Origin of the sequence: Mangrovihabitans endophyticus, from assembly GCF_014646155.1 — a bacterium.
GTDB classification, from domain to species: domain Bacteria; phylum Actinomycetota; class Actinomycetes; order Mycobacteriales; family Micromonosporaceae; genus Actinoplanes; species Actinoplanes endophyticus.
Genome location: NZ_BMMX01000016.1, coordinates 136,884 through 148,628 on the forward strand (window position 1 = coordinate 136,884; position 11,745 = coordinate 148,628).

6 protein-coding genes and 1 pseudogene are annotated in these 11,745 nt (G+C 66.3%); 2 read left to right on the top strand and 5 right to left on the bottom strand.

The window, feature by feature from the left end:
* Window positions 1-32: 32 nt before the first annotated feature.
* A complete protein-coding gene (locus IEY73_RS34145; protein WP_189080509.1) occupies window positions 33-1,934 on the bottom strand; it encodes an Hsp70 family protein in 1,902 nt (633 codons plus the stop codon).
* Window positions 1,935-2,096: 162 nt separating this feature from the next.
* On the opposite strand from IEY73_RS34145, the gene IEY73_RS18660 reads away from it, so the two are divergent.
* Window positions 2,097-4,841, top strand: a complete 2,745-nt coding sequence (locus IEY73_RS18660) for a LysM peptidoglycan-binding domain-containing protein (RefSeq protein WP_189080510.1) — start codon at window positions 2,097-2,099, stop codon at window positions 4,839-4,841.
* Window positions 4,842-5,256: 415 nt separating this feature from the next.
* On the opposite strand, the gene IEY73_RS18665 is transcribed toward IEY73_RS18660, so the two are convergent.
* On the bottom strand, window positions 5,257-6,876 hold the full coding sequence (locus tag IEY73_RS18665) for a type 1 periplasmic-binding domain-containing protein (RefSeq protein ID WP_189080511.1): 1,620 nt from the start codon (window positions 6,874-6,876) through the stop codon (window positions 5,257-5,259).
* A gap of 1,024 nt (window positions 6,877-7,900) precedes the next feature.
* On the bottom strand, window positions 7,901-8,152 hold the full coding sequence (locus IEY73_RS18670) for a hypothetical protein (protein WP_229715943.1): 252 nt from the start codon (window positions 8,150-8,152) through the stop codon (window positions 7,901-7,903).
* Between the two features lie 994 nt (window positions 8,153-9,146).
* Between IEY73_RS18670 and IEY73_RS18675 the strand changes: the two genes are divergently transcribed.
* Window positions 9,147-10,013, top strand: coding sequence for a hypothetical protein (locus IEY73_RS18675; RefSeq protein WP_189080513.1), 867 nt, complete (start codon window positions 9,147-9,149; stop codon window positions 10,011-10,013).
* Between the two features lie 179 nt (window positions 10,014-10,192).
* Here IEY73_RS18675 and IEY73_RS18680 read toward each other — a convergent pair whose 3' ends face one another.
* Both IEY73_RS18680 and IEY73_RS18685 read right to left on the bottom strand, forming a co-directional pair.
* A complete protein-coding gene (locus IEY73_RS18680; RefSeq protein ID WP_189080514.1) occupies window positions 10,193-11,206 on the bottom strand; it encodes a VldE C-terminal domain-containing protein in 1,014 nt (337 codons plus the stop codon).
* 189 nt (window positions 11,207-11,395) lie between these two features.
* A pseudogene (locus tag IEY73_RS18685) lies at window positions 11,396-11,665 on the bottom strand (DUF932 domain-containing protein); the annotation flags it as partial.
* Between the last annotated feature and the right edge of the window lie 80 nt (window positions 11,666-11,745).

Here is an 11,745-nt window from a genome sequence, read left to right on the forward strand (position 1 = left end):
GGGGTGTCGGCTTGCTCCGGGCGTGGCCGGTGTCAGGTTTTGGTGAGCCAGCGTGTGAGTGGGTTGTCGGGTAGGGCTTCGCGCAGGGTGTGCATTGTTGTGGCGAGGTGCCATCCGGTGAGTGTGGCTGTGTAGGTGGCGGTGAGGTAGCCGATGGTGTTCACGGTGACGACTAGGGCGTAGCCGGGGACGAGGATGAGGCTGATGGCGGCCCGGATGGCTAGGTGGCGGCTGGCCGTGGCGGCGGTGCCGGCGGCGAGTAGGGCGGCGCCGATGGTGGCGGTCAGGGTGGGGAAGCCGGTGAGGTTGACGGGGAAGGTGAGGGTGTAGGCGGCGCGGACGAGGTAGACGCCGGTGGCAGCTGCGGCGATGGCCCACAGGGGTGGGCGCATGCGGGTGATCCAGTCGCCGAGGCGGGTGGCGGGGATGCGCGGGGAGACGGCGGCGGTGATGACCGCTCCGGCGGTGATCGGGGCGGCGGCGGTGAGGGCCCAGCGCAGGTATTGGGGGTCGGTGTATTCGACGCCGACTCCCGCGGCGAGGCCCCAGAGTCCGGCCAGGGCGAGGCTGGTTGCTGCGGCGGCGAGGTAGGCGCGGCGCAGCAACCAGCCGGTGGAGGCGGGGTCGTTCGAGCCGCGCAGGGACAGCCAGGTGGTGGGGGCGAGCTGGGCCACGGCGGTCGCGGAGGTGGCGGCGATGGCGGCGGCGAGGGCGAGGGTGGCGACCGGGAGGCGTACGCCGGTGACGTTGCCGGCGAAGGTGGAGACGTCGGCGGTGCTGATGGTCTGGAACAGCAGGGCGATCGAGGCGGCGGTGAGCACGGCGACGGTGGTGAGGTTGCCGATGGTGAGCCGGGTGCGGGGCAGCCGGGTCGTGGCCGCGGTGGGAGTCGCGCTAGTGCGGAGGTTTCCGGTGAGGTGCGCGGCGCCCGTGGCGATCTGGTCGGGCTGGGTCAAGGTCGTTGGGGGTGGCATTTTGGCCTCGGCGAGGGCGATCTGGGCTGTGGGGGCGGTGGCGTCGGCGGCGACCAGGACGGTGGCGGTGATGTCGGTGTGGTCGATGTCGGCGTCGGTGAGCGCCTCGGCGAGCGCGGGTCCGAGCTGATCGAGGTGCGGGCGTACGGCGTGGTACAGGTCGCCCGGCTCGACGACGACCGCGTCGGCGTGCCCGGGTAGCAGCACGGGCGTGCGCAGGGTGGTGAGCAGGGCCGTGCGGGCGCGGTCGATCTCGGTCGCCGCCTGCCAGCCCATCTCCTGCGACTCCGTCTCCTGCGGCGGGTTCGTGTCGGCGCTGCTGCGGTGCCGGATCGCGGCGGCGAGGGCGTGGTGGATGCCGGGCTGGGCGGGGTCGCGCACGGTGGTCGCGGCGAGCTGCGTGTACCGGTCGGCGGCGTCCAGCACGGCCAGGTGCGGGTGGTCGTCGCCGATGGTGCAGACGAGCACGAACCTGCCGCGCTGTCCGTCCGCGCTCGACGACGCAGCGGCGGCTGCCGCGGCGGCTGCGGTGGTGACGATGGCCGGTTCGGGCAGCCCGGCCGTGGTGGCGGCTTGGGTGAGGCGTTGCCTGGACTTCGGGCCCCACGGCTGCGGTGTCGTCACCGTCAGCGCGGCCACCGCCGCGCCCGTTTGGGCGCAGGCGGTGTTGGCCACGTGGGCGAGCACGGCCGAGACCGCTGCGGCCGGGCGTGGGTCGGTGTCGGTCGCGGTCCGCAGCGCGGACATCGGGTCCGCCAGGTACGCGTCGGGGCTTTCGGCGGCGGCGAGCCCGGCTGCGGCGACGGTGGCGGTGCCGGATTCGGGATCGATCCAGGCTCCGCTGGGCATGCGGGTCTGACCGTCGAAGGTGACCGGCCAGGTACGCCCGGCGGTCGTGGCGACGGCCGCGGTCCAGCGTGGTCCGAGGTGGACACTCAGGAGAAGATCCCCCGTTGGCATGCCGGGCAGTGTCTCGCCTGCATGCCGGTGGACGGCAAGCGTTGTGTCGGGTGACGGTCAGATCTTCGCATTGTGAAATGTCAATGTTATTGAGGTGGCGCACGCCGGGCGCCGACCGGTAATCAGGATGATTCTGCCGAGTCTGCGGGATGGTTCACGCCGATGGATGACGAGCAACTACCGGAACCGGTACGCCGCCGGGCGGCGCAGTACGCCCGGCAACCGTCACTGTGGACCCCACCGGGCACGAAACCGGCCACCCGCTCGCGGTGGGGTGTGCTCGGAAGCGTCCGGATGGTGGTCGCCTCGCTGGTGTTGGTGGGCGGCCCGCCGTGGCTGCTGTGGGCGGTGTTCGGCAGTCCCGTCACCGTGTGGTCCTCCTGGTGGAACACCGCCCCGTTCACCACCACACCCGAAGCGTCCTCGCCTGCCGCGGGTTTGAAGGTGCTGCTGATCTGGGCGGGCTGGCTGGCCTGGGCGGCCTTGGTCACGCTGCTGGCCGGCAGCATCGCCGGAGTGCTCCGCGGGCGGCGGCTTCCGCCGTGGCGCCTGCCGATGCCGTTGCACCGCCTCGTCGTCGGGCTCACCGGCACCGCCACCGTCGCACTGGTCACCACCCCGGCGGCCACGGCCGCCGCAGCCAGCCCGGCGGCCCATGTCGCCCCCTCCCCCGACCTCGCGCCCAACACCGCCACGCCATCAGCTCGGCCGGCCGCTCCGGCAGAAGCGGTGGACGAGACGAACATCGGCGACCCTGGGACCACGGCATCCCACCATGAGCTGATCACGGTCAGCGTGGGCGAGCAACGCTACGAGCATCGCGTGCGCCGCGGCGACACCCTGTCCAAGATCGCCAAGACGTGGCTGGGCGACCCGGACCGGTGGCCCGAGGTCTGCCGTCTCAACAAGCACCGCCACTTCACCGACGGGCGTGCTCTGACCGACTGCGACCTGATATACCCCGGCTGGCAGATACGGCTACCCGCCGACGCCGTCGCACCACCGGACGCCCGGCCGGCCCACCCGCCTCGCGCACCGGCGCGACCGGCTCCCCCGGCTGGCCAGGCCGAGCCCAGCGAGCCACCCGCCGCAACCTCGGCACCGACAACGACGAGTCCCGACGCCGGACCCGGTGCCTCGGCCAGGCCGGCGCCCCCCGCCTCTACCAGCCCGGCAGCGCCAGACGCCGGAAGCCAGGCGGACGACAGCGGGCACGGCGCCGGAGACGATCTCGTCCTGCCGGGCGGCAGCCTCATCCCGTGGACACTGGCCCTCGCGATCACCGCCACCGCCGCCCTGGTCTGGATGCAACGCCGCCGCCGCTACCAGCCCGGCACCCACGACGACCTGCACGACCTGCCCGCCCCGGTCCTGGCCGCTCAACACCACACCCGCCACACCCCGACACCGCAGGCCGCCGAACCACCACACCTGCTGCCACGCCTGCCGTCGGGCGGGGCCGGACTCGTCGGCCCCGGCGCGGACGCCGCCGCCCGCGGCCTGCTCATCACCGCCCTCACCACCGGCACACCCTCAACCCCCGGCCAGCGCGCCGAAGTCATCACCGACCGGCACACCCTCGCCACGCTTCTCGGCGACACCCCACTCACCGGCTGGAACCGGCTGCACCTCACCGACACCCTCGACCAGGCCCTCACCCTGCTCGACACCCACCTGCTACGACGCGCCCGCATCCTCGACGAGCACAACCTCGCCGACCTCGGCACCCTGCGCGACACCGCGCCCAGTGAAGAAGCCCTGCCGCCGCTGCTCCTGATCACCCACACCGACCAGGCCACCGGCAGCAACCGCGCCCGCGTCACCTTCGGCCTCACCCAAGGCCTCGACATCACCACCGTCATCCTCGGACACTGGCCCCACGGCCCCACCCTGTCGATCTCCGACAACGGCCACGCCCGCCCCGAACCCGGCAGCCCCCACCCGGACATACGCCTGGCCGTCCTCGACATCGACACGACCCGTGACCTGCTCGCCGCCACCCGCGAAGCCCACACCGGACAACCCCCACCCGCCGACACGACGACTCCCCCGCCCCCGGCCCCTGCCGACGGCGAAACCAGCGCGCGAGTCTCCACGATGCCGCTGCAGGCCAGCCGCGCCAGCGTCACAACCACCACCACGGCACCCGCACCGCCCGTCCAGAAACGGGCGCGGCTACGCGTGCTCGGCACCCCACGCATCGAGAACATCACCGCCGAAGGCCGGCCACTGCGCGCCAAAGCCCTCGAACTCGCGGTGTTCCTCGCCGTGCACCCCGACGGCGCCAGCACCCGCGACATCGGCGAATACCTCGAACCCGACGCCCGCCTCAGCCAAGCCGACCAACGCGTCCACACCAACGCCTCAAACCTGCGCCACGTCCTTGGCCGCGCCGGCACCACCGACACCAAAAACGCCTACGTCATCAAAACCGCCGGACGCTACCGGCTCGACCCGGCGACCGTGGACGTCGACGTGTGGAACCTGCGCGACCTGCTCCGCACCGCCACCATCGCCACCGAGCCACGCCGCCGCGAACTACTCACCACCGCCTGCAACCTGTGCACCGCCCCGCTGGCCGACGGCCGCGACTACGAATGGATCCAGCCACACCGCGAAACCGTCCGCCGCTGGAGCACCGACGCCCATCTGATGCTCGCCGAGGACCTACTCGACAGCGACCCGCAGGACGCATCCGACCTCCTCGACAAAGCCATCGGCCTGGACCGCTACAACGAGGCCCTCTACACCCATGCGATGCACGCCCGCCACCGGCTCGCCGACGCTGACGGCATCCGGATCCTCCTACGCGCTCTCAGCAAGGCCCTCGCCGACCTGGACGCAGAGCCCCGCGAAGACACCATCGAACTGGCCGACAATCTGCGCACCAGTCTGACCAGCACATGATGATCACCGCCAACGCTTCGCGGGCGAGGCCCCTGTTACGCGCTCGTGGTCACGCCGCTGCTGCGCTCGGGCCGTCGCCGCGCACAGACAGCGGCTCCGCGGCCAGCCCCGGCGCACCCGCTCACGTCCGCGGTCAACCGCTGTGGGCAGGACCGCAGTCCCACCATCCTCGCCGCCGTGCTCACCCAGACCAGAGCCTGGGCAGGAATGCTCGGCCCAACGCCCGCTCATGCCGATGACAATATATCTGACGTGGCCGACGCCTTTGTGATAAACCTCAGCCGGCGGATTGGACCAGTTTGGAAACTACTGCGAAGACTAACGACGTTTCCGATGACCTTCAAGAGGGTTTCGTTAGGACAATTTGCGGTGCTCAGGACGGCATTCAAGACAATTCTAGGCCGAACCAATATCATCATTTACGCGTAGACGAGGACGCGCTCGGGGCAACGCACCTTCCGGGCGCAGTCTCCTCTGCGTAGCTGTTGCCGTAGCACATCACAGGCGTCGCCGAGTCCTTTGCGGGCGATCGACCGGCAGCGAACATGGTACGCAGTTCCGGTACGTGGTACAGCCAAACACCACGATCCGAAACCCTGTCGGCGAAGTGGATCGGACTGACCGTGCCGCGCTCGACGCCGTTTGTTTCTTCCAACTTCACGGAAAGTTGGGACCGCATCTTGTCGGGGTCTTCAACTTGAGCGTAGGTGAATGGGTCATGGAGCAGTTCTACCGCATCGTATGCGTTAGGAGTCCACCCGCCGGCCAACGCGTCATCGCGGGACTGGGGGTCGGAGCACCGGCCGGTGGCGTCCCTCAGAGCGTCGGCGAAATCGCGCCGCCAGGACGGGTCCTTCCCGGTCAGAGTGTTAAGCTGTGCACAGGTTAGCAGTGGCCCTCGCGAGACGATGGTGGCCTCAATGCCGTAACGCATGCCTCGGGTCAGCTTTGCGTCCATGAGAAAGCGTGAAGTCGAGTCATCCGCGATCAGTTTCGGCATCTTGCGCCCACAAGCATCACGCAGATCCTCGGCAAACTCACCGAATTGAATGTACCTGCCGCCGAAAAATACAGCTTCGTACTCGCCTCTCTTGGCGCAAGCAATGGACAGGTCGCCATTGCCGCCCTGGCTCCAGGCAAGACGTTGGAAATCTATCCTGGCGCTTTTAAGCTCCTCCAAATGCCCTTGGACGGCGTCGAACAGACTAGTGACGTAAAGATCATCCGGACCGCCAGGGCTAACCTGCAAGAGATGTCCGACCTTGCCATTGGCACTGGTGACGACGTAATGGATGACCGCGTCAGACTGGAGCTTGTTCGGCGAGACAAGTTGAAAGAAGTGGTGCATCTTCGAACCAAATCCGTCGGCCGTCATCGTGGGCGAAACCTGCACAATTCCGACGTCGTCAAGGCGTTGCAGTTCCTTCTTGGCGAGTACGGTGCTGTTGATCGAAGTGACGGCGCCGATGACCCTATTCTTGTCTGCGTCATTTTTGTCTGCGTCGATCAAGTCTTGGACCTCATCTAGAGCCTCCTTGACCTTGGCGCCACCGCGGCCGGTGTTGACCACAGCAAGACGAACCTTCGGACCGCTTCCTCTCTCGTTGATCTCGCGCTGGGCCGCGTAGACGCCGGACAGACCCTGTGTCTCCGGCACCACCGATTCCGGTCCGTCGGGTGACGCCAAGGATGTGACGACCAGGATGGTAACGAAGCCCCGCTTGTCTTCTTTGCGGACGGTCCGGTTTGCTTCGTAGATCTTATTCTCCCAGATCCCCTTCTCGTCGTCACCGGCCCAGAACGGCATACCGCAGAGTCGGTAACCCACCTTCTCGCCGTCAGCTTCGGTAACGCCGTCGGGTAGGCCATCACATACATCCTCCTGCAGGAGAGGCCGGATTGAATACCCTAAGACGACTATGGCGGTAACGAACAGTGCGATACCGGCGATCCCGCTGACGATGCGGCTGGATTGCTTTTGCCAAAAGGGCTCAACCTTTATGGGTCGACGGGGGAAATGCTTTTGAACCATCAACGAGGGTATTGTTGCGGTAGTAGGTGGCAGTACTAGTACGGCAGGCCCCTCAGGTGCCCGCCCAAAAGCCTGCAGCAATGGTTGCGCATTCGAATGGTTCAGCACGATTACTGGATAGTCGCGCGGCCATTGTCGCCACCAGTTGACTAGGCGTTTCCGGCGGTGATCCCAAGCGTCCGTGAGATCGGCGACGTACGCAGCTGCGAGTACTCTGCCGAAATTGCCCTCATCGTCGGCCACATTGTCATGCCACGATCGCGAGACGACCGCGAGACTCACTTGCGATATCTTCCTCCACACCGAGCTGATCAGCCACCAGCGATACCAAGCAGCTATCGCAGGCTGGCCGACAAACGAAACGACCGTGGCCCCCATCAGTACAGCGCCAGCCCACCATACTGACTGAATGCCGTTGCTGCCCTGCATGAGGCACGCCGCTACCGCCACGAGGAGACCGGCGGCCGACACCCGAGCCGTGATATCTTCACGTCCGCCGAAGCGGGCAAGGCGAAAGAAGAGACTCCTGGATGGCCCCGAGTGGAGTCTGAGCAGGCAATCGACCCTAGGTAAATGAAATCCGGGACGGAAGTCGCTTGCCTGCTTGATGCTTTCGACAACCGAGCTGCCATCTGACTTCACCACTGCGAGCGGTGCGCTTCTTCCGACCTCTCTCCTAATCGCTTCTCTGTCCAGCGACCCAGGTTTCAAAACAATCAAAGTCACGGTCTGGTCCGCCTATCATGCTTGCCGCCTTAATTGCCGCATCGAGATAAACGCTTCGCAGGCGAGCCGAGGCACTCGGAAGTCGGATAGGCGACATTCCATGACGGCAATATTGTCGCATTTGCCAAATAGCGGACATCTTGGAAATTCGGTGAGAGTATGGGCTGAATCCATGCAACCCGGCAACCTGCCTTAATTGGGTCTAGTGTGCGATTTCAAGGAACGAGTAATCCTCGAACGGGATACGATCGGGCTTACTGTCATGCCGCAGACAAAGCGCGCTACCGCTGGAGAATTTCCGCTACTGCCCGAACGTGTACCGCAGGTTCGCGTTGATCAGCTCGTTGAGCCGCTTACGCAGGTGACCGAGCAGCGACGGGTCGGGTATCGGCTCCTCCACGAACAGGGTCCACCGCAGACGAGTTCCCGCTGTGCCGTCGGATGCGAGGTCGAATCGGACCTGGGCGTCCGGCCGCTTCTCCCACAGCGAGGACCAGACGACGAAATGCGGCTCTTCCGCGGCAACGAGGTGCGGTGATTGCTCGTCGTCCAATAGCAACAGCCATGGCCGAGCTGGATCCCGGCCGGAGTTGGTCAGAACCTCGAAGACGACATGTGGTGGTGCCGGCTGAGTTCGCTGGCGGCTGCCCGCTTCATGCACACCTCAGTCTATGCGGGTAATCGATGCCGAGGCTCTGCAATTTCCGCTGCCGACTGTGGGCGGACGTCCTGTCACGCCGCTGATGTCACTCGGGCGGTTCTGGCAGAAGGTAAATGATCTGCCGGGGACGTGTGGATATTCCAACGGTGTGAATGAGTCGGGCCGGGTGGTCGATCCCTCGCAGTCCACGTCTGTCCCGTAGGGTGGCGGCGATGGCAGGCCCAACGGCACTCGCTTGCGAAGAGGGTCGGTCGTGAAGGCCGGAGGCCAGCGGACATCGGTCGACCAGCAACCTATGCTCGGTACCGCTGGCACCGTCGATGCTCGAACTTGTGACCAGCGGAATAGTGATCGAGCTCGTGGCGGTGTGGAGTGCCTCCGAACAAGATCCGAACAAGAACAGCCTGGGCGTCACGCCCTCTGACCCGCTGTTCATCGTCGTCGCCGGCCCGGGAGAACTGACCCCGTCGCCGGCGCTCGGTTCAACTCGGCGGGCCCCTTACCTGTCTGCTGGTGGCGGCGCGTTGCGCGGCGTCATGCCGGGCTCCGTCGTGACCGGAGGGACGCGGCGGAGGACGCCTTCGAGCCACCACAGCATCGACCCTGCCGGTAGAAACCCACGTCGGCGTAGCCGTCCGCAGCTGTCACCTCGGCCCGACAGTTGGCGGCGCTACCAGGTTCGATTGCCCTGCTCGGCGGAGGTGGCGGTCAGCGGGACCGTCTTCTTGGACCTTTGGCCAGGCCCTCGCAGGACCGCTCTCGAATCGTCTTCGCGCCGTCGTCAGATGATCGGTGCTGCTGGAGATCCATGTGGGTGATTACCGGTGGTCGGCCGCGATGGTTCGATCGGACGCACCCATCGGCTGACACATTGGATTCCCGCGACATGTCGAACAACAAGAGAAGGCGCGCCGTCGTCGCCGGTGGCGGGGTGGCTTTGTCGGCCTTGACTGGCTTGTTCACCAACATCGTGACCAGCCGTGCCTCCTGGACGGTCGGGGCCGTAGTAGTCGTCCTGGTAATCGCTGGTATCGCAGTCGCGATCATCGGGACAACGCTGGAGAGCAGTGCGCCCGAGGCGTCCCTCGCTTCCCTCGATCGTGGTAGCGAGGCGGCTTCTGGTCGCCGCCCACCGTCGCGCCCTCGGCCCAGTGCAGTGTCACAGCACGGCACCGGCAATAAATCGACGCAAATCGGTGGGGATGCCACCATCAGCACCGGGATGCCGGGCGGCTACGTGGTCTTGAGTCTCGCGGTCGTCGCAGCGTCCGCCGTCGGCGTGCTGCTGGTTGCCCTGCGATTCGCACCGTCAGCCTCCCCGGTGCCGACACTGACGAACACCACAACCGCCACCACGGTGATGTCGTCCGGACCCGCACTGGTCACGGAGGATCTGCGCTACGAGATCACTGCGGCGCACCTCCGCGACCGCGAAGTCAGGATCAGCGCGACCCCCCACGGGCAGCCGGAACCGGGTTTGACGTATTGGTTCTTCGTCGAGGTCGACTACGGCACCGCCTACATCGAGTACTACCCTCACCTAGTGCTGTCGGGTCACTCGACCCCGTTCGACGTCCAAGTGCCGGCGAAGGCGGACCTGAAGTTTCCGCGCACTGGACGGATCTACGGACTTACTGATGACCAGAGCAAAGAAGCCGATATCTTGCGGCATCGGTCAAACTCGAATAAGAACGACTTCTTCGTAAAGCCACCTGGCCAACCGGTATCAGACCCCGTCAAACTTCCGTTTTGACCTTGCAACCGATCTGAACATAGTGAGATCGGTTGGGGGTCTCGCGGCGCTGATATCTCACCTTGCTGCCAGGAATCTTCATCCGGACAGCAGCAAAGTTCCGTGAGTAGCGACGTCGGCTTAAACCACAGAAACATCATCCTCATCTGCAAATCAGTGCATGCGATTTGTTGCTGTTTTCAGTAGACGCTGATGTGGACGTGGTTGGTGTGCCATCCGGAGGGGTCGTTGCCGCCCCAGGGGTTGGTGTAGGGGTGCCAGCCTTGGGCCGGGGTCCAGATTCGGCGGTACCAGATGATGTACATGATGGCGAGGCGGTCGGCGTTGGCGATCGCCCACGCGGCCATTGTGTCGCCCTGGGCCTTCTGGGTTCTGGTGGCTGCGCCTCCGGGGGTCATCATCCAGTCGCAGGCGCGGCCCCGAGGGTGTTCGCCGTGGTCGTCGACGCGGTAGCAGGCGGGCTTGGGGAAGCCGGCGGTGGTGGCTTGCTGGACGAGGTGGAGCAGGCGTGGGGTCACGCAGCCGGTGCCGGTCGTGGGGTCGGGGTGGATGGTGCAGTCCTCGTGGGGCCAGGACCCGTCGGGGTTGCGCGGGGCTGGCACCGCGTCGCCGAACGCTAGGGGTGAGCAACCGAGCGGGACGTTGTCTCCGGCTGAGTGTTGTGCGATGAGGTGGACGGCGTCGTCGGTCCATTTCGCGTACGCGTTGGGGTGGGCCGAGGCTTGGACGGCTTGGGCTGCCTGGGTGAGGGGCATGGTCTGCCAGCCGGGGATGGTCTGCAGCTTGTCGTAGAACTTGTCGGCTTGGTAGGTGGGGTCGGCCAGTTGTGTGGGGGTTCCCCAGTCTTGGCTGGGGCGTTGCTGGAAGACGCCGATGGAGTCGTGGTCGTTGTGGTCGCCGAGGTCGGGCAGGTTGCGTAGGTGTGATTCCTGCATGGCGACGGCGAGGGCGATGGTCTGGCCCCATCTGGTGACGCCTTTGGCGGTGCCGCGGTCGATGATGGTCGCGGCGATGGCGAGTTGTCCGGTGTCCCACCGCCTGGTCTCGGACGGTTGCCCGGAAGATCCGGTGGATGGTCCGGCAGTGGTGCCGCATCCGCCGATGGTGCCGCCCATGATCGTGGACAGCAGCAGGGGAAGGCCGAGGCAGGCGACGATGACGATGGTGACGGTCCCGGTGACGGCTTTGACCACAGGTTCGCCTTCCGACAAAGCAAGAAAGGGCCGGTCTGCGCGCAGATGCGCGCCCGGCCAGACGGCGTGTTGAGGTGATGCGCAGACGTTGGGGCGCGGCTGCGCGGTGGGAGGGAGCAGCCGGCCGGGTGGCGCCGGGAGGCTGGTCTCGGGGACCAGCCTTCCGGCGTGGCGTACGGGCAGGTGTGGTCAGGCTTTGAGCAGGTCGAAGGCGGCTAGTTTGAGGTCGCCGGTGGTGCCGGTGACGACCCGGTTGGCGCGGGTGAGGTCGTTCTTGGCGGGCTGGTAGTGGTCGAGGTATTCGGTGATGGCCTGGTATCCGGCCCACCGGCTGCCCTGGATGGTCTTTTGGGTGTCGGCTTCGCGGATGAGGTATTTGAGGGTGCCGAGGCGTTGTTTGGCGTTGCGGCGGGTGGTGTCGGAGGCGTTGTCCTTGACCGGCCACACCTGCGCGACGATGTTTGTCAATCCCCCAAGATCGTGGAGGGTTCCGTTATGCGGCTTCAGCCCTCCTGGCCTCGGCCATGAAGCGTTCGTAG

Excerpts from the sequence above, each read along its gene's own strand:
- IEY73_RS34145 (WP_189080509.1), bottom strand. The coding sequence starts at position 1,934 with ATGCCAACGGGGGATCTTCTCCTGAGTGTCCACCTCGGACCACGCTGG.
- IEY73_RS18660 (WP_189080510.1), top strand. The coding sequence starts at position 2,097 with ATGGATGACGAGCAACTACCGGAACCGGTACGCCGCCGGGCGGCGCAG.
- IEY73_RS18675 (WP_189080513.1), top strand. The coding sequence starts at position 9,147 with ATGTCGAACAACAAGAGAAGGCGCGCCGTCGTCGCCGGTGGCGGGGTG.